The organism is Gimesia sp., assembly GCF_048262075.1.
Classification (GTDB): domain Bacteria; phylum Planctomycetota; class Planctomycetia; order Planctomycetales; family Planctomycetaceae; genus Gimesia.
Window position 1 is genome coordinate 103,197 of sequence record NZ_JBLXFK010000008.1, and the last position, 23,623, is coordinate 126,819.

The 23,623-nt window shown below is 50.3% G+C and carries 15 protein-coding genes; 7 read left to right on the forward strand and 8 right to left on the reverse strand.

What is annotated here, in order from left to right:
* Window positions 1–88 precede the first annotated feature (88 nt).
* Window positions 89–1,342, forward strand: coding sequence for a hypothetical protein (locus tag ACN0YH_RS16635; RefSeq protein WP_417380702.1), 1,254 nt, complete (start codon window positions 89–91; stop codon window positions 1,340–1,342).
* Window positions 1,343–1,385: 43 nt separating this feature from the next.
* Here ACN0YH_RS16635 and ACN0YH_RS16640 read toward each other — a convergent pair whose 3' ends face one another.
* The 3 genes from ACN0YH_RS16640 to ACN0YH_RS16650 all read right to left on the reverse strand — a co-directional run bounded on the left by ACN0YH_RS16640 (window position 1,386) and on the right by ACN0YH_RS16650 (window position 8,402).
* Window positions 1,386–4,280, reverse strand: coding sequence for a c-type cytochrome domain-containing protein (locus ACN0YH_RS16640; RefSeq protein ID WP_417380703.1), 2,895 nt, complete (start codon window positions 4,278–4,280; stop codon window positions 1,386–1,388).
* 66 nt (window positions 4,281–4,346) lie between these two features.
* Window positions 4,347–6,860: a DUF1549 domain-containing protein gene (locus ACN0YH_RS16645; protein ID WP_417380704.1), complete on the reverse strand. Its 2,514-nt coding sequence runs from the start codon at window positions 6,858–6,860 to the stop codon at window positions 4,347–4,349.
* A gap of 165 nt (window positions 6,861–7,025) precedes the next feature.
* The gene (locus ACN0YH_RS16650) at window positions 7,026–8,402 is read right to left on the reverse strand and encodes a DUF1501 domain-containing protein (protein ID WP_417380705.1); all 1,377 of its coding nucleotides are present in this window, start codon (window positions 8,400–8,402) and stop codon (window positions 7,026–7,028) included.
* Between the two features lie 202 nt (window positions 8,403–8,604).
* Here ACN0YH_RS16650 and ACN0YH_RS16655 point away from each other — a divergent pair, with 202 nt between their 5' ends.
* Window positions 8,605–9,366 carry a helix-turn-helix domain-containing protein gene (locus tag ACN0YH_RS16655; RefSeq protein WP_417380706.1) on the forward strand — a complete coding sequence of 254 codons (762 nt, stop codon included), beginning with the start codon at window positions 8,605–8,607 and terminating at the stop codon, window positions 9,364–9,366.
* A 22-nt stretch (window positions 9,367–9,388) separates the two neighbouring features.
* On the opposite strand, the gene ACN0YH_RS16660 is transcribed toward ACN0YH_RS16655, so the two are convergent.
* The 4 genes from ACN0YH_RS16660 to ACN0YH_RS16675 all read right to left on the reverse strand — a co-directional run bounded on the left by ACN0YH_RS16660 (window position 9,389) and on the right by ACN0YH_RS16675 (window position 16,377).
* Window positions 9,389–10,876, reverse strand: coding sequence for a DUF1501 domain-containing protein (locus ACN0YH_RS16660; protein ID WP_417380707.1), 1,488 nt, complete (start codon window positions 10,874–10,876; stop codon window positions 9,389–9,391).
* Window positions 10,877–10,945: 69 nt separating this feature from the next.
* The gene (locus ACN0YH_RS16665) at window positions 10,946–14,068 is read right to left on the reverse strand and encodes a DUF1549 and DUF1553 domain-containing protein (protein WP_417380708.1); all 3,123 of its coding nucleotides are present in this window, start codon (window positions 14,066–14,068) and stop codon (window positions 10,946–10,948) included.
* Window positions 14,069–14,161: 93 nt separating this feature from the next.
* On the reverse strand, window positions 14,162–15,811 hold the full coding sequence (locus ACN0YH_RS16670) for a LamG-like jellyroll fold domain-containing protein (RefSeq protein WP_417380709.1): 1,650 nt from the start codon (window positions 15,809–15,811) through the stop codon (window positions 14,162–14,164).
* Window positions 15,808–16,377, reverse strand: a complete 570-nt coding sequence (locus ACN0YH_RS16675) for a sigma-70 family RNA polymerase sigma factor (RefSeq protein ID WP_417380710.1) — start codon at window positions 16,375–16,377, stop codon at window positions 15,808–15,810. The genes ACN0YH_RS16670 and ACN0YH_RS16675 overlap by 4 nt, the downstream gene beginning before the upstream one ends.
* Before the next feature lie 381 nt (window positions 16,378–16,758).
* Between ACN0YH_RS16675 and ACN0YH_RS16680 the strand changes: the two genes are divergently transcribed.
* The 5 genes from ACN0YH_RS16680 to ACN0YH_RS16700 all read left to right on the forward strand — a co-directional run bounded on the left by ACN0YH_RS16680 (window position 16,759) and on the right by ACN0YH_RS16700 (window position 22,243).
* A complete protein-coding gene (locus tag ACN0YH_RS16680) occupies window positions 16,759–18,009 on the forward strand; it encodes a beta-ketoacyl-[acyl-carrier-protein] synthase family protein (RefSeq protein ID WP_417380711.1) in 1,251 nt (416 codons plus the stop codon).
* A gap of 325 nt (window positions 18,010–18,334) precedes the next feature.
* Window positions 18,335–18,598: an acyl carrier protein gene (locus ACN0YH_RS16685; RefSeq protein WP_417380712.1), complete on the forward strand. Its 264-nt coding sequence runs from the start codon at window positions 18,335–18,337 to the stop codon at window positions 18,596–18,598.
* Between the two features lie 21 nt (window positions 18,599–18,619).
* A complete protein-coding gene (locus ACN0YH_RS16690; protein ID WP_417380713.1) occupies window positions 18,620–20,005 on the forward strand; it encodes a phytoene desaturase family protein in 1,386 nt (461 codons plus the stop codon).
* Window positions 20,006–20,252: 247 nt separating this feature from the next.
* Complete coding sequence (locus ACN0YH_RS16695) at window positions 20,253–21,680, forward strand: phytoene desaturase family protein (RefSeq protein WP_417380714.1); 1,428 nt, start codon at window positions 20,253–20,255, stop codon at window positions 21,678–21,680.
* A 137-nt stretch (window positions 21,681–21,817) separates the two neighbouring features.
* Entirely contained in the window at window positions 21,818–22,243 is a 426-nt protein-coding gene (locus ACN0YH_RS16700) for a 3-hydroxyacyl-ACP dehydratase FabZ family protein (RefSeq protein ID WP_417380715.1), read from the forward strand.
* Window positions 22,244–22,255: 12 nt separating this feature from the next.
* Here ACN0YH_RS16700 and ACN0YH_RS16705 read toward each other — a convergent pair whose 3' ends face one another.
* Window positions 22,256–23,542 carry a PQQ-binding-like beta-propeller repeat protein gene (locus ACN0YH_RS16705; RefSeq protein WP_417380716.1) on the reverse strand — a complete coding sequence of 429 codons (1,287 nt, stop codon included), beginning with the start codon at window positions 23,540–23,542 and terminating at the stop codon, window positions 22,256–22,258.
* Between the last annotated feature and the right edge of the window lie 81 nt (window positions 23,543–23,623).

The following is a 23,623-nucleotide window of genomic DNA, read 5'->3' on the forward strand; positions in this document are numbered from 1 at the left end:
TTTATGTCTGGCTTGAGAGCAATACTGCTCTTGGGATCAATCACCTGAATCTAAAAAGGGATTAACTAAAACGATGAAGAATCTCAGGATGATGACTCGCAGAGACTGGATCGCCAGTGTCGCTGCTGCGTATGGGGTTGTTTCACAGCGTGCGTATGCAGCCCCTGTAAAGTCGGGCGCAACAAAATCGGTTGCCGCGGTCGTATCGATCTATGAACCTAAAACACATGCTGATGTGCTGATTGGGAAAATTCTGGAAGGCTGGAAACAGGATTGCGGAACGGGGCCGACCTTAAAGCTGTCCTCACTGTATGTCGATCAGGTTTCTGATCGGGATCTCTCTCGTAAAATGGCCGCGAAATATAATGTACCGATCTTTGATTCAATCGAAAAAGCAGTTACGGTGGGAACCGACCGAATTCCCGTTGATGGCGTGATCAGCATCGGCGAACATGGCGACTATCCCATCAATGCCAAAGGGCAGCAGCTTTATCCACGTCGTCGTTTTTTCAAAGAGATTACCGATACCTTTCAGAAATATGACCGCGTTGTTCCTGTCTTTAATGACAAACATCCAGGGCCCGTCTGGGCAGATGCAAAATGGATGTATGATCGTGCCCAGGAAATGAAGGTCCCCTTCATGGCCGGCTCGTCGCTTCCCCTGACGTATCGGAAACCAGAACTCAATCTACCGCTGGGATCTGAAATCGAAGCCGCAGTGGGAATCGGCTATTCCGAGCTCGACAGGTATGGCTTTCATGCACTCGAGTGTTTTCAATGCCTGGTCGAGCGACGACAGGGCGCAGAAAGTGGTGTGGAGTGGGTGCAATATTTAGAAGGGGACGCCATGTGGAACGTCCTTGATGAAGGTCTCGTTTCCCAGGCTGTCTTCGATGCCGCACTGGCAGCAGTTCCCAAGGTAAGGCAGGGGGATGTTCGAGATGATCCAGACGCGGGACTGTTTCTCTTCCAGTACAACGACGGGTTTGTGGGAGCATTGTTTATGCTGCAGTCAGTGAATCGGACCTCGGTGGCGTTAAAGATTAAAGGGCAGGCAAAACCTGCCGCCACTCAGTTCGAAGAGCGAACCGAACCTGCACATCCGCATTTTGCGTATCTGTTGAAAAGTATCGAACGCATGATTCACACGAGCCGTCCCAGCTATCCTGTCGAACGGACGTTGTTAACCAGTGGTATTCTCGACCGGGCTTTGACCTCACGCTTGGAGGGCGGCAAAAAGCTGGATACTCCCGAACTGGCGATTCGTTATCAACCCGTCGCCTATCCCCACGCACCCCTGCCGGATTTGAGTACAAACCCCTCACTGCCGTTGCGTAAATAAAACCTGCCAGACATGGTGTTACTTCACATTCGTTGCTACTGTCTTAGTTCGAACTGGTAGCCAGTTTATCCTTGTGTTTCACATGCAGCAGTACGGGAATGGAAGTCTGTTTGCCTTCCTGGTCGGCCCGCAAGTGAAACAACCGGGATGTTTCGGGGACCCACTTGGCTGCGGTCAGATAAAAAGTTCGTTCATTCTGATTGTCCAGCAATAATAGACCGTTTAAGCCAATGTTATCCACATAAACGCCGTGTGGCAGGTTTCTTCCTGCATACTCGCGACCGAAACCGACAACTCCCTGATAACCATTTCTCAAAAGCAGAACCCGGGCTGAAATTGTCTCTCCGGGATGGATGGTCAACTCAATGGGTTTAGCGGGGATCTCGACAATGTTGTCGCCGGCGACTTCCAGTTTGTCGGTTTCCATCGTCACCATGCGGATAATCAGTTTTGGCTTATTAAGTAATTTGATCTGTCCCAGTGGGTTTACCGGGTGAGTGATTTCTTTGCCACCAATTTTTGTCGTCGCTGTGACGAAAACAGATTGATAGCGACTGTCATCAGGCTGCGGTGCCACCAGTGGTCCTGAAGTTTCGGGCACCGGATCCGCGGAGACCACGCCGTATGCCCGATCGTGACCGGCCTGGATGATGATCGGACTGGTGACATGGAAGCCTGCTGGCACATCGGCGATATCAACCCGAATCGGACCATTAAAGCCATCAATGCGGTCAGCGACCACTTCAAATTCTTTTCCACTGCCGGCATTGACTTTAGGGTTAGCCCCTTTCAATGTCACTTTAAAGTCTGGCCGACGGGGACGGACCGTCAGATCATAATTGAAGTCTTTCCCCTGAAATCCGCGGACATCTGAGACACGTACATAGTAGACACCATCGTGTGGGGCTTTGAAGATCAGCCGAGAGTCGTCACCCAGTTCGCGTCTGCCATCATCGTTGTTTTCATAATAGATGGTGAAGACGGGAAGGCCATTGGGAGGCAATTCCGTACCTACGGGATGAGGTTCCACGATGTAGCAGGGTTCATGCAGCGCGTGGGTAATCGGGCTGGTTCCAAAGTAGGTATAGCGTTTTCCACCACTGCCAGGGTAGACATTGAATCCCGAGTCGGGACCGCGAGGATACAGCCAGAGTTTGACCACTTCACCATTGCAGTACAAATATTCATTCAGCTCCATTTCCTGCCAGTTCTGAATGCGGAAATCATTGACGATGTTTGAATCTTTACCGCGGAAGGTAAAATAGGAATCGCGGACGGCTCGCAGTAGAACCTGGGGGATCTGCTTACCTTCCGCATCGAGCACTTCAATTTTGGAATCGAGTTTGGATTTTTTGCGGGCGGCGTTCGTTTCAATGAGCCATTCCTGACCTGCCTTGGATTCGAAACGATACAGGTCCAGGTCAGGCTGGTCTGGCTTGTCTGAAACGATGACTCCACTGACAACGACAGCTGATGTATTCAGTTTTGTAGCGTCAACAGGCTGGTTATTTGGCTCCTGCTCTTTGAGTGAGTCGATTTTTGTAACCGGGGATGCTGGCACAGCAGCATTTCTGGTAGCGGCAATTGAGTGCTGTTTTTCATGCGAAGGAGAAAGCTGCTGTGGTAGTTCAATTTTCTCAATCAGACCATTACTGTAACCGACCAGAGTCTCTTTGGAATCAGCAGAGAAGACCACCGAGGTCGGGAGGGCAGGTAAATTTTCTTGTACATTCAATAATATCAACTGACTGGCGTCCCAGACTTTCAGTGACTGGTCATCAGAAATGGAAGCCAGCAGTTTGCCGTCAGGGGAGAAGGCAATTTGAGTTACCGGATTTTCGTGAGCGAAGCGGGCATAGATCAAGGGATTAATTTTTGCAGAGGTTCGGGAAACAAAACGCCATTTGCGAATCCGGTTATCGGCTCCTGCAGCAAGAATGAAATTACCGTCCGGGCTGAATGTCACGGAATACTGTTCCTTGAGTGGCTGGCTGAGCGTGTCCAGACGTTTGCCTGTAGAGACCTGCCAGACTTTCACGGTGGCATCAGCCGAGGCACTGGCCAGTGTGGTGCTGTCAGGACTGAAAGCCAGGTCGAAGATGGCACCGTTGTGTCCGGTCAGGAAGCGGACCTGCTTTCCTGACGCAATATCCCAGAGAATGATGTTCTGATCATAACTGCCAGTCGCAAGCCACTTCTTGTCAGGACTGATCGCAGCCGCATACAGCACGTCCTTGTGTCCCACGAACTCATGTAGTTTTTTGCCCGTTTCAACATCCCAGATCGCAGTCTGGCCGAATAAACCGGTGGTTCCCGAAGAGGTAATCAGCCACTTGCCATCCGGACTGAAACGGACGGAGTTTACCTTGCCGGGCAGTCCCTTCCAGGTCTGAATGACTTGTTTCAGATCGGATGAGAGGAGCTTAACTTCTTCAAAGCGTGCGACGGCGATCTGATTGCTTTCCGGAGACCAGGCCAGTGATGCAACCGGCTTCTGTACCGATTTTGCAGGCGCGATGTCGGGTACTGTGAGTTCCATACGAGCAGGTTCTTTACCGGAGGGACCTTTAGCTCCCTGATTGACCCACTCGACAAACAAGGCAATTTCTGAGTCGGTCAGTTTTTCGCCACTGTCTTCCGGCGGCATGACCGGTTTGGCTTCCCCTTTGATCATGCGAATCAGCCGGCTGCTCCCGCTGTCGCCAGGTAAAACTGCCGGTCCGTGCTTGCCTCCTTTGAGTAAACCCTGGTAAGAGTCGATAGCGAATTTCCCCTCTGGATCGTCCACGCTGTGGCAGCCTTCACAATATTTGCGGAACAAAGGAGCGATCTGTTTCGGGTAATCGACCTGTTTTTCTGCAGCAGGCAGCGAGTCAGGAAGACTGGCCAGCAGGCAGAGCGAACAGAGTAGCATCAGTTTTGCAGGAACGTTTATCATCAGGGGCCTCAGGTCAGCGCTATTATAAAATAATCTTAATCAGTTTCGAAATGATTTCAGCAAACGCTAGTGGTTAAACAGAAACTCGCGGCTACTGAGTACGCCCCAGAACAGATCTTCCACTGCCTGACGTTTTTCCGCAGGCGGTGTTTCCTGAAGGAGTTTCAACAGCTTGCTTTCTTCTTCTGCTGTGGGCTGGCGGGAAAGACAGAGTAGATATATTTCCGTAATCAGTTCTTTATCTGATTTTTTCGCCTCCAGCATTTTTGTGACGCGGCTGGCTTTGTCTTTCAGTTTATTGTTGATTGTGTCCCCGTTGGAAATATGCAGGACCTGGACCATCGTTGGCTCTTCCGTCCGTTCACATTCACAGGTAATCATCCGCTCGTTGCGGCCAAACGTTTTCAGAAAGTACGAAATGACCGAGGAATCATACAACTGTATCGCTTTGGTTCCCTTGGGGTAGAAGTCGGTTTTCTGAGGATTTGGTTCATAATACATGGTGAATTCTGAGGGAACATCGGTCACTTGAGAAATCGCATCCAGCAGGACTTCCGCCATCATGCGGCGAGGATAGTAGCGGGAATAAAAGCGTTTCTCATCTTTGTTCTCGGGGAGTGGCTGGCTGCTGCGCTGATACGCGGCGGATTGCAGAATGACTTTCATCAACGCTTTCAGATCGAAATCGTGGTCGACCAGGTAGTCGGAGCCAGCGACCAGTAGTTCTTCATTACTGGCAGGATTGGATTCCCGCATGTCATCGACTGCTTCTACGAGTCCCACGCCGAAATAATTAGCCCAGACGCGATTGGTAATTGCGCGGCTGAAAAAGTCATTGTCCTTAGAAGTCAGCCAGTTGGCCAGATAGACGCGGCGGTCTTCGGGAGAGTTGATGTCGATTGGTGTGCCATCCAGGGGCGTTGGTGGTTGAGGTTTGCCGGTTAAGGGTTGCACCAGATCCCCTTCGGTGGCAACAAACAGGGTGCGAATGCCATCGCCGGCACTTTGCGCACCGCCCCAACCTTTGGCGCGAACGCGGGAAAAGAAGTTGGCCATTGCGTAGTACTGGTTGTTGGTCCATTTTTCGAGGGGATGATTATGGCATTTGGCACAGCCAATCGACAGACCCAGAAATGCCTGGCTGACATTTTCCGTCATCGATTCCGGATCCTGGTGGATGGCATAAAAATTAGTGGCGCCGTTTTCAATACTGCTGCCCTGTGAGGTGATCAGTTCCCTTACCAGTTCATCCCAGGGAGTATTCTGTGTAACATGGTCGCGAATCCAGCCATGGTAGGCTTTGACAGGTTCGGGTCTGATGAGGGCACCATTCACCAGCAGCAAATCAGACCATTTATAAGTCCAGTAGTCAATAAATTCCGGACGGTTCAGCAGGCGGTCGATCAGCTGGTTACGTTTATCCTGATTCTCATCTTTGACAAATTCCTGAACTTCCGCGGGGGTGGGCAGAGTGCCAATCGTATCGACATAGGCACGACGGATGAAATCGGCATCATTCGACTGGGGAGAAGGGGGCAGGTTCAGGCGTTTTAGCTGTTTGAGGACCAGTGCATCGATGAAATTATATTGTGGTGAATTCGCATAGATTTCAGGAGCAATCTCCTGTGGATAGGGAGAGGTGATTTTTGAAATCGCAATTTTACTGGAATAATTACAGACGATTGCCCCTTCGCCATAGCCGGTGACTTTGATTAAACCTGCTGCATCGACCGAAGCGACACTTTCGTTGACTGAGGAAAAACTGGTCCAGCGAGTCACATCTCGGACAGTCTGATCTGAATAATGTGCCTGGACGAGAATGTGTTGAGTCTGACCTTTACTGAGAATCGAGCGACTCGGTAAGACTTCCAGACGCTCGATAACAGGATCGATTTTGTCAGGCGCTGCGGCTCCCTGTGCGATCCATTCGGACAGGATACGGTATTCAGGAGAATCTGTTTCGAAGCGTACACCCCCTTTGTGGGGGACGGCCCCGGTGGGCTTGATCAGAAACAGACTGCGGGCGGGATCGGAGAGTTCAATGCGTCTTCCCCGCGATTGTTTGGCAATCGTGTAGTAGTCGCCGAAAACATCGTAAGCTTTAAGTGAGAGGCGAAATCCCCCTTTACCAGCGAGCGCACCGTGACAGGGACCCGAGTTACACCCTGCTTTGGTTAAGATGGGTTGCACATCATTGCGAAAACTCCACTGGTGTGGTTCATCGATTCCAGAGACAGTGACTGTGCATTTCGCTTCCTGGTCACCAGAACGTGCTGTGATGACAGCGGTTCCATTCCCGACCGGTACCAGTGTGGTTTCGTAGATATTTACGACTTTGGGATTACTGGAAGTCAGCTTCACTTTGCCTGTGACGGGCCCGGATATTTCACCATTGGTAATCTGTTGAATTAACAGTCCATGTCGAGCTTCCCTGCTGTTGAGCTGAATCTGTTCGGGCAGGAGTACCATTCGATTGCCGGATTCTGCTGCAGGAATGGATTTCAGGATCGGACAGAAACTGAATGAGGCACACAGGCAGATCAGAATACTGAATCGGTTTATTTGTTTCGAGTAAGACATTGAGCACTTCTTTTGGGGAAAATAATTGCAAGTCGCGTGAGGAATCGAGGGATGTAATACAAGCCGTCTAAGCAGACGGACGGTAGTGCCCGCTTTGGCTCAGGATTCATTTAATCGCGTTAAATATTCATCATCAGCAGTTGTAAGCAGCTGATATTGGGTCGTTTAAAACAACTCTCGGATTTCATGCTTACCCACATCCACAATCGGGAAGGGGCGGCCTGAAGGACCGGGTAGAACCGTATGCAGGTCAAAGCCAAGGCTGTGATAAACGGTCGCTGCCAGATCGCCGGGGGAGACAGGCTGATCAGCGGGCACACCGCCAATCGGGTCACTGCTGCCGACCACGCGTCCGCCCTGAACCCCACCGCCGGCAAAGTAACAGGTGAAGCATTGAGGCCAGTGGTCTCGGCCTCCCGCGGGATTGACTTTGGGTGTTCTTCCGAATTCAGCCACATTACAGACCAGTGTTTCATCCAGCATGCCTCGATCGTACAGATCTTCGATCAGGGCGCTGTAAGCCTGGTCATACATGGGTGCCACAATATTTTTCATGCCTTCAATCGAGGTGAACGGCTTGGAGCCGTGGATATCCCAGGTCACTTCATTGAAGACGGTCAGGAAGGTATTGATGGTCACAAACCGCACACCCGATTCGACCAGTCGCCGAGCCAGCAGGCAGCATTGGCCGAAGCGATTCATACCATATCGTTCGCGAACTTTTTTGGGTTCTTTCGAAAGATCAAAGGCTTCGCGGGCTTCCTTACTGGTCATCAGCCGGTAGGCGGAATGAAAGTTCCCGTTCAGGAGTTTTGCGTCTTCGGTGGATTCGAAGTAGTTGATCGTATCATCAACGACTTCGCGGATTTTCTTACGTCGTTCCAGACGGGCTGTACCAATTTCTTTGGGAGGCAGCATGTCGGGAACTTTGAAATTCGGTTTGGAAGGGTCCGCCATCAAAGCGAATGGATCGTGGGCTTTACCCAGGAAGCCGCCTGCCTGCCCGTTTGGAAGATTTCCGCCACCACGTCCCATGGTTTCGGGGAGGACAACGTTTGCGGGCAGATCGGTTTTGCGACCGCGGAGATAATCAACAACGGAGCCGATGTGGGGGGTATTAATTCCGCCAGTAAACAGGCGACCGGTCTGCATCATCTGCCAGCCGGCGTCGTGTACGGCGGCAGCCGTATGATAGCAGGAACGCACCAGCGAGAACTTGTCGGCGACCTTTGCATGCATTGGCAAGATCTCGGAGATGTCGATCTCGGGAGAAGCTGTATTGATCGGTTTAAAGGGCCCGCGAATTTCCGCCGGAGCATCCGGTTTCATATCGAAAGTATCTAACTGACTGGGGGCTCCCAGGTTGAAGATCATAATGGCAGAACGATTGTCGTTCTTTTTATCAACGAGTCCTTGTTCTTTGGCTTCAAGATATTGGGGCAGTGAGAGTCCCATGGCACCCAGCGTTCCGACCTGCAGAAAATCTCTGCGTGTGACGCCGCTGCAGGTATGTGCCGTGCCTCGACCGGTAAACTTCAGCATAATGCACCCCAATCAAATGGATTTCAACGCAGAGTCGATTCTTCGAAAATCAACTCTGAAATGTGGTTCAATTTCGAAATTGAAAATAGACGAATTGCTGGATTCACTTAAAAAAACGCTGATTCGTTTATTTTCGCATATCGTAGACGCTCAGATCAATGTCGTCTTGTAGAAAACACGCATAAATTTGTATTATTTACGCATGTTCAATTCTCAGAAATTCCGTGATGACTTTTTAAAACGGCTGGATAACAAGCTCCATCTGGAAGAGTTGTTTAATTACATTCCCGATGCCTATTTTTTCGCGAAGGATGCCCAGGGGCGATTCATTAACATCAGTCACACGTGGATGGACATCCGCGCGATTCCCCGCGAAGAAGACATCATTGGCAAAACGGACTTTGATATTCACCCCAAAGATCTCGCTGAACAGTATGTGGCAGAAGATCGACGGGTGATGGAGTCGGCTAGCCCGCTGCCGAATCAGGTCTGGTTAATTCCCGACCGTCACGGAAATCTCAAATGGTATCTGTGCAGCAAAATTCCTCTGTTTGGTGATGGTGGTAAAGTCATTGGTGTTGCGGGTGTCCTGCGTGATATTAAAGTGGCCGGCACCGAGTTTCAGTCATACCAGGAACTGGATAAAGTCATCGCGTATGTTCTCGAACACTATCAGGAACGGATTCAGATTTCCGATCTGGCAGATCTGATGTATCTGTCGGTGAGTCAATTTGATCGCAAGTTCAAAAAGCTGTACCAGATCACGCCCCAGAAATATATTTTGCGTGTGAGAATCAATGCGGCCTGTCAGTCACTAACACGAACCGAAAAACGGGTGTCTGAAATCGCGCTGGAGTCCGGCTTTTATGATCAGAGTTATTTCACAAAACAGTTCGTGAATCTGATGGGTATTTCTCCTTCCGAGTATCGTAAAAAGTTTAAGGCAACCGAATCGATGTCCTGATGACAGTTTTGAAAGAACTGCCTTACGCAATGATCTCGTTGATCACGTGGCCGCCCACATCCGTCAGTCGAAAACGCCGTCCACTGTAAAGGTAAGTCAGTTTTTCATGATCCATGCCCAGCAGTCTAAGGATGGTGGCATGGAGATCATTTACGTGTACCTTATTCTCTGCCGCTTTAAAACCGATCTCATCGGTGGCACCGTAGCTGGTTCCCGCTTTGACACCGCCACCTGCCAGCCAGGTGGTGAAAGCATGCGGGTTGTGATCGCGACCCGGGGTGGCGCCTTTCTGGGCGATCGGAAGTCGTCCGAATTCTCCCCCCCAGATCACCAGTGTTTCATTAAGCAGGCCCCGCGCTTCCAGATCAGCGAGCAAGGCGGCAATCGGCTGGTCTGTTTCTTCCGCGAAACCACTGTGGTTGCCTTTGATATCCGAATGGCCATCCCAGCTCCGCTGGTTTTCCATACCTCCTGAATAAATCTGTACAAAGCGGGTGCCCCGTTCGACCATCCGTCGGGCAATCAGGCACTGTTTGGCAAAATGCTCACACTTCTTATTGCCAATACCATACTGCTCCTGGAGGTGTTTCGGTTCCTGGGCGATATTGAGGGCTTCCGGGGCGGCGCTCTGCATCCGGTAAGCCAGTTCGAAGCTTTCGATGCGCGCTGCCAGTTCCTGATCCCCCTCGTTTTGCTGTAGATGCTGGCGATTGAGTGATTTGAGCAGATCCAGTTGAGAACGCTGTCGGCCTTTCTCAGTGAGTACGGTGGGAGGCTGCAAGTTATCAATTGGTTCACCTGTGGGACGCAAATAGGTTCCCTGGTAAACGCTGGGCAGAAAACCGGCGCCCCAGTTCAGACTCTGTCCTTTGGGGAGACCACGTCCCAGCGGGTCGGACATCACAACAAATGCCGGAAGACTGTTACTTTCAGAACCGAGTCCATACGTGACCCAGGAACCGACACAGGGATATCCCATTTTGGGCAGGCCGCTATTCATCATAAACAGGGCAGGGCTGTGGTTATTTGATTCTGTATGCCCTGAGTGAATAAAGGCCATCTTGTCGACGTGCTGTGCCATGTTCGGGAAAATTTCAGAAACCCATTTTCCGGATTCACCATACTGTTTGAATTTGAACGGACTTTTCATCAACGGGCCAACGGAATTCTGAAAGAAGCCGGTTTTGTTGTCGAAACCTTCCAGCGCGACCCCATCCCGTTTTTCCAGTTCCGGTTTATAATCCCAGGTATCGACCTGGCTGGGACCGCCGTTGATAAACAGCCAGATCACCGCTTTGGCTTTGGGTGGAAAGTGTGTCGGCTTGGGAGCCAGCGGATTGGTGGCCTGAATCGAAGGAGCCGCCGTTGACTGTTGCAGAACGCCTTCCTGCTGAAGGAGGCTGAGTAGCCCGAGAGTCCCCAGGCCACTGCCCGCCCGTTTAAGTAACTGGCGTCGTGCCAGTAACTGGTTCAGTGAGATCGTCGGTAATTCGCTGGATGATGGTCTCATCTCAATACCTCTCAATAGGAAGTTCGTTTTGAAAACGGTTTCGCTGCCATCGTCTAAGTCACGGTAGCTTTAGTTCGGGTAGATGAATTCGTTGGTGCTGAGTAATGCATGTGTGAAATCCGTCAATGCCAGCAGGGTGGCATCCTGTTTCTTCTCCGCCTGATAGGATGCCTGGTGCTGTTGAATGAACGCGAGAGAAATCGCGGTTTCGCTGTCCGTTGGATTTCGACCCAGGGCGATCTGGTAGGCATTCTGAATGTTTGTTTCGATTGACTCCGGATGATCTTTCAGGAGCCGCGCTGCGAAAGAACCGGCGCTCTTTCTGATGAAGTCCGCATTCATAAACAGCAAAGCCTGCGGTGCGATTGTCGTGCTGGAACGCTGTCCGATACTGACCAGTGCTTCGGGCGCATCAAAAAGCTGCATCATCGGGATCAACTGGCTGCGTTTGATTTTGAAATAGATGCTGCGGCGCTGGTTGTCCTGCTGCAGTGAGCCGGGGCCATACATGGTCGGATCCAGTTGATCGCCGATATACAGGATCGCATCGCGGATCACTTCGCCTTCCAGGCGTTGCGGAGTTCGTCGCCAATGGAGTTGATTCTTCGGATCAAGTTTTGATTTCGCGGGATCAAAATCCGTGGACTGGCGATAAGTGGCGCTCAACATGATTTCTTTATGCAGTGGCTTTAACTGCCAGTTGTATTTGATTAGTCGATTTGCCAGGTATTCGAGCAACGCGGGATGTGTGGGGCGATCTCCCTGCAGGCCGAAGTCGTTGGGACTGGCTACGATTCCTGTGCCGATATGATGTTGCCAGAGTCGATTGGCCATCACGCGTGCCAACAGGGCACCTGCACCCTGTTGGGTATCGGTGATCCAGTTTGCCAGCGAGGTGCGTCGGTAGGATGTTGTCGCTGTTTCGGGTGGTGCTTTAATCCAGGAATCTTCCTGTTTCGGGTTACGCATCAGGACCTGCAGAAATCCCTGGCTGGCGACTTCGCCTTTCTGTTCCGTGTCTCCCCGGGTGAGGTAAAAGGTTTCCTCAAAGAAGTCTTTTCCCTGACTATGATGCCGGACCGGTTTGATCCCCGGCCCTTCGCTGCAGATCATGACTTTGGTCAGAGCTGGTTGTGGTTCGGATTTCAGGTGCGTTTCAACTTGCTCTTTCAAAGCGACCCACTGAGGATCCTGCTGTTCGAACTGATGCTTTAATATTTCTTTCTGAGCAGCAGACAGTGTTTCCGGTTTTCCCTCCTGAACGAGTTGCAGGGCCTGTGAAAGTGCTTCAGGACTGCCCTTACCGGTTTTTACTTCAGAAGAGGTGGTACTGCTGACCGAAAAACGAGGACGGCCGATGCTGTGATTCACATTGTTTGTGAACGACATACTGATGGTCAGTTCGGTTTCTTCTGCCTGATCCAGGGGCGTTTCCAGATCGAAGATGACCGCCTGGTCTTTGCCGATGCCTCCCAGGTCGACGGCCCAGCCCGATCCATATTGACCGTCAATGGCGCTGGCGGCGGAAAGCGTGGTCTGATTCTGTTCATGCGTCGCACGGGCGTTCGTCAATTTAATTTCTTTAGCAGTTGCTTTTTTATCCTTGGCTGATTTCGCTTTGACTTTGAAGGCGGTCAGAGAGAAGTTCCCGTTCACCGCACGTCCCGGCCCCTGCTTGGGTAGAGAACGATGCGAAAGTGCTTCCAGACGAATCGAGCGAATGGGATGGACACTGGTACGCAAAGTAAAAGTATACTGATCCTGATTGATATTAGGGCCACTGACGAGGACCGAGCCGTCGTCCAGTTTTTCAAAACGGGCTTTACCTTTCGAGGTGTGGCCGATGACTTCGGGGATAATCCATTTATCGAGGGGAACGGTCGCTGCTTTCCCTGAATGAAGCCACTTCTCGAATGCGGGATCGACGGATGATGTTTCGTAGTCCTGCAAGGTTTTCACCAGCGGTGCGTGTGTCCGATCGAAGTTTACTTTTTCTGTTTTGTATTTTTCAGGATCCAGGTCGAGTTCGATTTCCGTACGCACGGTGGTCGTAAATGTAGATAGCATCCGATAATAGTCATTACTGGGGATCGGGTCGAATTTATGATCATGGCAGCGGGCACAGCCAACGCTCAAACCCAGCATGGCCAGGCTGGTTGTATTGAGCATATCGTCCAGTGCGTCATAGCGGGTACGTTCAACTTCATTGGCGGTGATCTGAGTCGGGAAGACACCCGCGCCCAGAAAACCGGTCGCCATGAGCGCCAGCGGATTGTCTGGTTCAAGTTCATCACCTGCCAACTGCCATTTGACGAACTGATCGTAGGGCATGTCCTGGTTTAAGGCTTTGATGACAAAGTCGCGGTAGTGGTAGGCATAGTTTCGATCGTAATCGTGTTCGAAGCCATGACTCTCTGCGAAGCGGGCGATGTCCAGCCAGTGACGGGCCCAGCGTTCGCCGTAATGCGGACTGTCCAGCAACCGGTCGATCAGTTTTTCATAGGCATCGGGAGACTGGTCTGCCAGGAATTCTTCGATTTCAGCAGGTGTGGGGGGCAGGCCGATCAGATCAAAATAAGCACGGCGGATATAGACGCGTTTACTGACTTCGTCGTTGGGAGTCAGCCCTTTTTTCTGTTGCTGTGTGAGAATGAACTGATCAATGTTATTGTGTGCCCACTCACTCTGTTTTACCTGCGAGATTGCAGTCTGATGCAGTGGCTGAAATGACCAGAATTTCCGGTCGTCACTCGTGACCTGCATGGCTCCGTCATCTGCTGTTTCCGATGTTGCCAGTGGTTTGTCAAAGGGGGCGCCCAGATCAATCCATTTTGAAAGGCTCGCAATTTCCTTCGCGGAGAGTTTGGGTTCCTTGAGAGGCATATAGGGTTCTTCACGATGTTCGACCAGCGCCATCAGGTAACTGTCTTTTGCTGTTTTCTCGATCATGCCGCTCTCAAGCAGTTTTTTGCGATTTGACAGATCGAAATCTCCCTTAACTGATTTTCCGCCATGACATTTCAGACATTTGGTAACGAGCAGAGGACGGACTTCACTTTTGAAGAGATCCAGCCCCTGCTGCATACGTCTGGCATGGTCAGCTGGCAAATCGGCTTTCTTTTCCGCTGCCGGGAGTGAGCCTGTGAAAACAAATCCCAATATCATTGTGAGCGCGATTAGAAGGTTTCGCATCAATGCCTCGTTGTTATGAAGTTTCAGCTGGTGAGAATTCAGGGAGTGATCATCGAATAGTATTATGTCACAACAATTGGTGAGAGAAATCAATCAGGAATTCGGTTTTCCAGACTGATATAACTGCAATATTTCTTCAGGGGATAACGCGCGGCCGAATAAAGCGAATTCGTCCAGACGTCCGTTTAAGCTACGGATGGAGTGTGCGCCCGTATGTTCCTGTGGTCGCCAGTTGCCGATTTCCGCAGGGCCAATGACCAGGGGAATTGGGTTCTCAATTTTGTGGTGGCTGACCGCGACGCCATCCAGGTAGTGTACGACTTCCCGTTTCTGATGGTCATATACGGTCACCAGAAAGATCCAGCGTCCCAGGTCGGTGGGCTGCAGTACGACAGGAGAGAAATAGTTTTTGCCGGGACCTGTTCTGACTCCCAGGATCATTTCGCCTTTGTCACTGAGCTGCCAGTGCGGGTTACCGGGGTTGTACCCGTCAGTGAGCATTAAGGAACTGAGCCAGCGATCGAAGCCTTCAATGCGGACCCAGGCCATGAAGGTCAGCGACTGGTATTCTCCGGGAATGTGAGTGCGTACCCGGTCACTGGTCCGTTTAAATTCCAGGCTACGTTTTTGTGGCCAGCGTCCCGACGTCCACTGGCAGCCGACGATGGCTCCATGGGAAGCCGATGATGGTTTCTGCTGGCTTTTGTTATTCAGTGTGCGGAGCCAGTTAGCAGACTCTTCAAAATCGTAATATGCGATGATCGAAGGATCTGCTTTGAGACTGGCGTTCTGTTTCTGCCAGCGCAGGAACTGCTGTGCCTGTTGCTTCTCAACCAGTTGTGACAGTTCTTCCGGATTGAGTAAAGGCCGGATGGCTTCTTTGAGACGATCAATCGTGCCCCGTTGATCGAACTGCACGCCTTCGCCAGTGGTCAGACTTTGAATGTTCGCTTGTGTTGACTGATCGTCAGTGGAATGTAATTCCACTTTGCCATTGATGACCTGTACCTGTCCGCTACCTGACTGATCCAGTGAGAGGGTAAATTCTGTTCCCAGGTCAACCACGTTCACTTGAGATGTTTCCATCGTAAAGCCCTGCGCCTGTTCGGGGACAGACGCGCGTATTTTTCCATATTGGCAAAATGCTTTGAGTGGTGAGATCAGTTTTACCGCTGCGGGGCCTTCTATCAGAATGGAAGCGCCGCTGATCAGTTCGACTTGAATGGTTCCCTGTTTGAGTTTCAGCCAGCCGGCAGACAGGCCCGCACCGGCCTGCAGATTACGGTTGGTATCCCATTCGACGCCGACCGCTTGCGTTAATAAAGCGATATGGTCCGTCTGGGGTTGAGTGGTTTCATTGGTTGGTAGATCAATCGATGATTCAGTAATCACAGGCGATGAATCCGATCGCGTATTCCAACCGGCATAGTATGCCAGTGAGAGCAGGAGTGAAGCAGCAATCAATGAAGAGAACAGTAACAGGAGAAAACGAGGTGTTTTCATCGGGGATGTGGGAGCAGCCATTGTGGGCTGAGGAATCCAAGCTGCGGGTTCTGTCGTTTCGTTTGCCCAGGTGGAGAGTCCGTTATGGACCTGCATGTAGTCGATATAAAATTGACGCTGTTTGGGGTCAGAAGCAAGCAGCCGTTCCAGTTCTGCCTGTTGCTCAGTACTGATCGTTCCCAGGAGTAACGCATCGATCAATGGGATCATTGTATTGTCGGGAGAGGGAATCTGGTTCATGAGCCTGCCTCCGCGGCAAGGGATGTCTGTTGCATGCAGTCCATGAGTTTCAACCGCAAACGTGAGAGTTTCTTGTAGAGTGCCTCACAGCTGCGCCCCGTCTGTTCAGCTACTTCTTTGATGCTGAGGTCGCCACGATAGCAGTCTTGAATCAGCTTCCGGTTTTCGGTATCCAGTTTCTGAATACAGTTCTGCAAGGTCTGTTGCCTGTGTTCGGTTTCGGGTAATGAGGTAGATTGTTGCTCTGCGATGAGCGCGAGAATTTCATCTGAAAAATAATGACGATCCCGGCTCTGGACCCGTTGAAAGTTTTTCACTTCATAAAAGGCAATCCCGCAGGCCCAGGAGGAAAAACTCTGTGTCTCGTCGAAAGTATCCCATTTTCTCCACAGCACCAGGCAGGTCTGCTGAAATACATCGTCAGCATCGGTCTGATGAGGTAGTAAGGTTCCAATAAACCCGCGAATCAGGCTGTGATGTCGTGCGAGCAGCGAAACAAATTGTTCATGTGGGATCTGGTTCATGGTGGTGACTGATTCGAATTGTATTTCCAGCGACAGTTCCATACTGATATTCGTACGCTCAAATCAAAACTGGACGGCGAGAAATTATTTTTTTCGAACTGGTTTCTGATGAGATCATGAAAACGCCTGTAAGTCTGGCAAAGGAGTGGGCTTAAGGCTGCTGTTTCTAAAACGATTATTTCGACTGAGTCTCTGAGTTGTGAATGGTAATCTCCTCCTCTTACACTATACAGAAATATTACCAGAACTGTCGTTGATTCTATTACGAATCGCAAATCGGAATTGCTGCGCCACTTGCGAGTTTACAGTAGAACGGGTAATCTCCTTGGGTTAATATTTATCATTTCCTCTGCCCGGCCACTGCGGTCGAGTGGCTTATGAATCTTTATCGCATTCAAAAATCGATCAGAGTGGTATAAATCCATGCAGGCATCAATGGATGATCAAAGCAGAATTGTTATAACAGGAATCGGTTTAACCGCTCCCAATGGCAACAATCTGGATGAATTTCGGCAAAATCTGCTGGCAGGTCGTTCGGGAGTCGTAGACTACAACATTCGCTATATGGGGGATGTCCTCGCCGGCGTCTGTAATTTTGATGAATTACGCTACCAGAAGCGAAAAGAAGTCCGCCGAGGGACGCGTGCCGGTTCGATAGCAGTTTACTGTGCCAATGAAGCGGTCAATCAGTCGGGGCTGGACTGGGAAAACGTGGCCCGTGATCGTGTTGGCGTCTATCTGGGAATTACCGAGCACGGTAATGTAGAGACAGAAAACGAAGTCTACGAGATTTCGCAGTTCGATTATGACACGAAAGTCTGGTCGCATCATCATAACCCACGGACAGTCGCGAATAATCCAGCCGGTGAAGTGACCCTCAACATGGGAATTACCGGTCCCCATCTGACTCTGGGCGCTGCCTGTGCGGCTGGGAATGCCGGATTTATTCAAGGCGTGCAGATGCTGCGGCTGAATGAGGTCGATATGGCCTTGTGTGGCGGTGTTTCTGAGAGCATTCACACTTTTGGGATTTTTGCCAGCTTCCAGAGTCAAGGGGCTCTAGCGGTGCATGAAGATCCTACCAAAGCCTGTCGACCCTTTGATGTCAAACGGAACGGGATCGTGGTTGCCGAGGGGGGCGCTGTCTGTACGCTGGAGCGTCTGCCTGATGCATTGGCCCGGGGCGCCACCATTTACGGTGAAATTATCGGTTACGCGATGAATTCCGATGCCAGTGATTTCGTGCTTCCGAATTCCACCCGACAGGCGGAGTGCATTCATCTGGCTCTCAAACGGGCTGGAATAAAGCCGGAAGATATTGATATTGTCAGCAGCCACGCCACGGCAACTCACCAGGGAGATATCGAAGAAGCAAAAGCGCTTGCGAGTGTATTTGGTGATTGCCCCAACCTGGCGATCAACAATACCAAGAGTTTTATCGGACATGCGATGGGAGCCGCCGGCGCACTGGAAATGCTGGGGAATCTGCCTGCATTCGAAGACGGGATTGCTCATGCCACTCTGAATCTGGATGAACTCGATCCAGAATGCAAATTGCCTCAACTGGTTCACAATACACCTCGCCAGATGGAACGTGTGGAATGTATTCTGAATAACTCATTTGGTATGCTGGGAATCAATTCGGTTCTGATCGTTAAAAAATATTCTGACTGATCAGACTGTTCAACGGCAACTCGTCGCGCTATAAACGAATATTGGATCTTCTGCTTGAGGAACAGTGTTCACTCATCGTAAATGACGACTCTACATGGTTTTTCTGAAAAACTCTGCTTTATCAAGGCCTGAGTCGGTTTAAATCCAATATTAGATCGGGTTATAGTATTCTTCATGAGGGGCGGGTTTTTCGGACCCGGCTTCTAGCGGGGAGATTCTTCGTTTGTTATAAGGGGCTTCCCTGACCGCGTTTTTCCGTGATATTTGTGAGCTTCGCTGCACGAAATTGACGTTATTGGATTTTTAGAAAGTTTGGAGTTTCTGCATGGCGCCGGAACAAATCAGATCGGTAATCTTGGATATCTTGTCTCGTATTGCCCCCGATGAGGATCTTTCAGATCTGGACGACAGTGTTCCTTTCCGGGAACAGATGGAACTGGACAGTATGGATTTTCTGGACATCGTCATGGAGTTACGCAAACTCTATCGTGTACAGATTCCTGAAGAAGATTATGGTGAATTGGGAACAATGGACAGCACTGTGACCTACCTGACACCACTCCTGAAGGATGCGGAAAGCACCGTCTGAATCCCGTAATATCCCCGCGCCATGACCTACGATTCAATTATTATCGGTGCCGGCCTGTCTGGGCTGGCTGCTGGAATCCGGCTGGCTTATTATGGGAAGCAGGTCTGTATTCTGGAAAGGCACACCACCATCGGTGGCCTGAATTCCTTCTATCGCCTGCGCGGACGTAATCATGATGTCGGCCTGCATGCGATTACCAATTACTCACCTCCCGGCGGGAAACGTGGACCACTCAATAAAATTCTCAGACAGCTCCGCTTCAGTTGGGAAGACTTTGACCTCAGCCCCCAGCTCGGTTCATCTGTAGTTTTTCCCGGACACACTCTGCGGTTCAATAACCAGTTCGAATATTTTGAAGCTGAGATCGCAACGCAATTTCCCAGCCAGATTGATGGGTTTCGACGTCTGGTTGCAGAGATCGATGCCCATAACATTGGCGATCTGGGACAAACCTGGATTTCCGCCCGGGCTCGTATGGCAGAACATATTTCCGATCCGCTGTTGATCCACATGTTACTCTGTCCGCTGATGTTTTATGGCAGTCCATCAGAGCATGACATGGATTTTAATCAGTTTGTGATTATGTTCCGCAGTATTTACCAGGAAGGTTTTGCCCGTCCCTATAAAGGTGTGCGATTGATTCTGAAGAACCTGGTGAAAAAATTCAAATCGTTGGGAGGTGAACTCAAATTACGCGCGGGAGTTCAACAGCTGGTCACCGATGGAAAACATGTTTCAGGCGTGGTTCTCGATGATGGCCAGATCCTTGAAGCAAAAAATGTGCTGTCTTCAGCGGGATCCGCTGAGACACTGCAGATGTGTGGCGCAGATGTTCCTGTGGACGATCGTTTTACTCCCGGGGAAATTTCGTTCGTCGAAACCATTTCTGTACTCGATCAGCAACCAGCGGAATTCGGCCACGAAGAGACCATCGTATTCTATAACGATTCCGAAGACTTTTACTACGAACAGTCGAAAAACCCGGTCGATGTCCGCAGTGGGATTATCTGCTCACCGAATAATTTTGAGTATGATCAACCGTTGGAAGAGGGTTCGATCCGTATCACCGCACTGGCGAACCCGAGTTACTGGATGAATCTTCCGGAAGAAAAATATATCGAAGCCAAGAAGTACTGGTACGATCAGATTCTGGAGTCATCAATGAGATTCATTCCAGATTTCCGTCCGCATGTAATTGACGTCGATACCTTTACGCCGCGCACCATCAAAAAATTCACCGGGCATATTAATGGGTGTGTTTACGGTGCCCCGCAGAAAATCCTGGATGGCACGACTCCTTTTGATAATCTCTTCCTCTGCGGGACGGATCAGGGGTTTCTGGGAATCATTGGTTCGATGCTCTCCGGAATCAGCATCGCCAACCTGCATTTACTGAACGCGAAGTAAGCATCTCAGGCTGCATTGATGCTGTACTCTTGCATCATGATATGGCAAAAAGACGCGATTTTTTCTATTCACATGAGGTGAATTGTCACACTTTTGTCACAGCATCCTGATTTATTGCGGTTTAGTAGACAAACCCCTTGTTTTTCGATAAACAGGAGATGCAAAACATGCCATTCATGCAGGAACAGTGAACTGTCGCTGTCCCCTCTTTTATCATCTGCTACATTCAATACGACGCTGAATTATTATGGCCAAAGATTTTCTGAAAGACACCCAGGACGAATATGATGTCATTGTGATCGGCAGTGGTCTGGCAGGCATGACCTCTGCCAACATCCTCGCCCGCCAGGGATATTCCGTATTACTACTCGAACACCATTACCAGTTGGGCGGAATGGCCACCTGGTTCAAACGCCAGAACGGTCATATTTTCGATATTTCTCTGCACGGCTTCCCTTACGGCATGCTCAAGAGCTGTCGTAAATACTGGACTCAGGAAATCGCCGATTCGATCGTGCCTCTGCGTGGCGTTCGTTTTGAAAATCCGCAGTTCTCACTCGAAACGACATTTACCCGCGAAGATTTCACTCGCCTGCTGATTGAACAGTTTAATATCGCACCTGACACGGTCAAAAACTTTTTCGACACCGCCCGCAAGATGAACTTCTTCGACGATCAGGGGAAAACGACCCGCGAGCTCTTCGAAGAATTCTTTCCCGGTCGCGATGATGTCGTTCGCCTGCTGATGGAACCGATTTCCTATGCCAACGGTTCCACGCTGGAAGACCCTGCAATTACATATGGGATTGTTTTTTCCAACTTCATGCAGAAAGGCGTCTATACCTTCCGTGGTGGTACCGACCGACTGGTGAAGCTGATCAAAGCCGAAATGGAAAAGAACGGCGTCGACGTGCGAATCCGCACCCAGGTAGAGAAGGTCGAAGTCAGTCCAGACCGTCGTGTGACTGGTGTGGTTGTCAATGGGCGTCGGATTGGCTGCAAAGCCATCATGTCGAACTCGAACATCAAAGGAACCATTCTCAATCTCGTTGGTGAGGAACACTTCGATCCCAAATTTATCGAAGAGACCAAAGCCGTGCGATTGAATAACAGCAGTACGCAGGTTTACATCGCCCTCAAGCCCGGTGATGAACTCAACTTCTGCGGTGACCTGCTGTTTCACTCAGAGCATAACGGTTTCGATATTAAAGCCATGCTCAGTAAAGAGGTCAGCAGTCGCACATTCTCTTTCTATTATCCGGAAACGCGTCCCGGAAGTGATCGCTCTCTGATCGTCTCTTCTACCAACGCGAATTTCAGTGACTGGGCCGACCTCCCCGAAGATCAATACGAAGCTGATAAAAATCATCTGATTGAAACGACCCTCGACTGCCTGGAACAGTATGTCCCCAACATCCGTGACCGCGTGGATCATCTGGAAGCATCCACGCCGCGTACATTTCAGCGGTACACACAGCATCTGCAGGGCGCATCGTTTGGAACCAAGTTCGAAGGTCTCAAAGTCAGTAAGGAATTGCCTGAACAGATCGAAGGCCTGTATCACGCCGGTTCAGTGGGGATTATCATGTCAGGTTGGCTGGGCGCTGTGAATTATGGCGTGATCGTCAGTAACGATGTCGATAAATATCTGACTCCTGCTGCCGCCCGAATCTAGATCGCATCACATTTAACTATAGCGTTTCTCAATCTAATATACTCGTGGCAAACAGCCCTGGAGACGCTACAGTAAAACTGACACAGTCTCATTCTCATTGAATCTGAATTAAAGCAATTACGAAACGGAAAGTTCTCGTGAATCTGGACGATATTAAAGCCTGTATTCCTCACCGCGAACCATTTTTGTGGCTCGATGAAGTCATCACGCTCGAAGAAAACAGCATCCACGCCCGCAAGTTCGTTTCGCCTGATATCGATATCTTTCAGGGGCATTATCCCGATCACCCGGTTCTGCCTGGTGTGATTCTGTGTGAAGCCGCCATGCAGGCTGCAGCAGTCTTCATAGCGAAAACGGATGCCCCAGACACGGGTAAAGTGCCTGTCGCGACCCGCTTGAACAACACCAAGTTTCGCCGCATGGTCAAGCCGGGAGAAACGATTGACATTCAGGTCACGTTGACAGAAAAGCTGGGCGGAGCTTACTTCTTCACCGGGAAAATCTCGGTTGGAAAAGAAACCGCGGTCCGGCTTGAGTTCGCGGTGACCGCTGCCGACGCGTAATTTAACGCATGCTTATTTTCCTGCCGACTGATCTTCAATTCGATACAGGAAATGCTCGGTTCGCAGGATCAGCGACTTACCCGCTACAGCCAGGGAAGCAACACATCCCTCGTCCAGTTTATTCGAAGCCAGTTCCTTGTAATCTTTCCCCGGTAAAAACACTCGCGTCTCACCTTCGCGATCCGGAGCATAGATCTTACCATCCGCATAAATGGGAGATGCCGAAAACGAACTCCGATCCATGCGTTCTTTCCAGACCAGGTCTCCCGTTTCTGCCTCCAGGCAAGTAGCAATTCCCTTGTCGTCGATCATATATATCAGGCCGTCAATCAGCAGTTGCGATGGCTTGGAAGGGATGCCTTTCTGTTCGATCCATTTAACATGCGTGTCTGTCACAATTCCTGTGCCACCCGGGTTGACCGCATACAGATGGGCTTTACCGAACCCGGTGCCGACATAAATCTTTTCGCCATCAAACAGGGGACGATTTGCCGCGGAGTGCTGTGGGTAATAAAACTTCCAGTACTCTTCTCCAGTCAGCGGATTATATGAAATGGTTGCTTTCGCTGCCGGACTGATCAGTTGCACGCGGCCTTTATATTCAATCACCCGGGGCGTGGCGAATGCTTTTTTGGAGTCGCCGTTCTTGGTCCCGTAATCGATGTTCCGGTCTTTCTTCCAGACTTCTTTTCCCGTCTCTTTATCCAACGCGACAATGTACTGGTAATCGTAACCATCGTATTGCAGAATCAACAGATTCTGATAGATGATGGGAGACGAGCCAGCACCGCGCCAGTGATTGCACGGATAGTCGCGTCGTTCCCATAAAACTTTCGCGGTTTTCGTATCCAGACAGGCTGTGCCATATGCGCCGTAATGTAGATAGATCCGACCATCTTCAATAATTGGAGTACTCGAGGCGTGTGAATTACTGGGATCAATATACTGAGGTTTCTCAACATCAAATATCTTTTTATCGTGCAGGATCTTTCCCGTATTAAAATCGACGCAGACGACACCCAGCGTTTTACCATCTTTGGTTGAAGTTGTGACCCATACCTGATCCTTCCAGACCACCGGTGATGACCAGGCCCGCCCATGCACCGGGGTTTTCCAGACGATATTTTCTTTCTCGCTCCAGGTGGTTGGCAATCCGGTTGCCTGCGATGTGCCATCCGCGTGTGGACCGCGGAACTGATTCCAGTACGGTTCTTCTGCCATCACCAATGATGCAGTCGTCATCATCACAGCCAGCAGACAGACAGCAGAGAACAGACATCGTAAGTGAAGCAAGGCCATAACAGATTCCTGAATAGAATATAAACAGCGGGAGGGAATGCAGAGCTGATCAGTAGCGTGTGAGACACTGTTGAATCAGAG

Excerpts from the sequence above, each read along its gene's own strand:
- ACN0YH_RS16705 (WP_417380716.1), bottom strand. The coding sequence starts at position 23,542 with ATGGCCTTGCTTCACTTACGATGTCTGTTCTCTGCTGTCTGTCTGCTG.
- ACN0YH_RS16665 (WP_417380708.1), bottom strand. The coding sequence starts at position 14,068 with ATGCGAAACCTTCTAATCGCGCTCACAATGATATTGGGATTTGTTTTC.
- ACN0YH_RS16640 (WP_417380703.1), bottom strand. The coding sequence starts at position 4,280 with ATGATAAACGTTCCTGCAAAACTGATGCTACTCTGTTCGCTCTGCCTG.
- ACN0YH_RS16645 (WP_417380704.1), bottom strand. The coding sequence starts at position 6,860 with ATGTCTTACTCGAAACAAATAAACCGATTCAGTATTCTGATCTGCCTG.
- ACN0YH_RS16680 (WP_417380711.1), top strand. The coding sequence starts at position 16,759 with ATGCAGGCATCAATGGATGATCAAAGCAGAATTGTTATAACAGGAATC.
- ACN0YH_RS16655 (WP_417380706.1), top strand. The coding sequence starts at position 8,605 with ATGTTCAATTCTCAGAAATTCCGTGATGACTTTTTAAAACGGCTGGAT.
- ACN0YH_RS16675 (WP_417380710.1), bottom strand. The coding sequence starts at position 16,377 with ATGGAACTGTCGCTGGAAATACAATTCGAATCAGTCACCACCATGAAC.
- ACN0YH_RS16650 (WP_417380705.1), bottom strand. The coding sequence starts at position 8,402 with ATGCTGAAGTTTACCGGTCGAGGCACGGCACATACCTGCAGCGGCGTC.
- ACN0YH_RS16670 (WP_417380709.1), bottom strand. The coding sequence starts at position 15,811 with ATGAACCAGATTCCCTCTCCCGACAATACAATGATCCCATTGATCGAT.
- ACN0YH_RS16695 (WP_417380714.1), top strand. The coding sequence starts at position 20,253 with ATGGCCAAAGATTTTCTGAAAGACACCCAGGACGAATATGATGTCATT.
- ACN0YH_RS16685 (WP_417380712.1), top strand. The coding sequence starts at position 18,335 with ATGGCGCCGGAACAAATCAGATCGGTAATCTTGGATATCTTGTCTCGT.
- ACN0YH_RS16635 (WP_417380702.1), top strand. The coding sequence starts at position 89 with ATGATGACTCGCAGAGACTGGATCGCCAGTGTCGCTGCTGCGTATGGG.
- ACN0YH_RS16660 (WP_417380707.1), bottom strand. The coding sequence starts at position 10,876 with ATGAGACCATCATCCAGCGAATTACCGACGATCTCACTGAACCAGTTA.
- ACN0YH_RS16690 (WP_417380713.1), top strand. The coding sequence starts at position 18,620 with ATGACCTACGATTCAATTATTATCGGTGCCGGCCTGTCTGGGCTGGCT.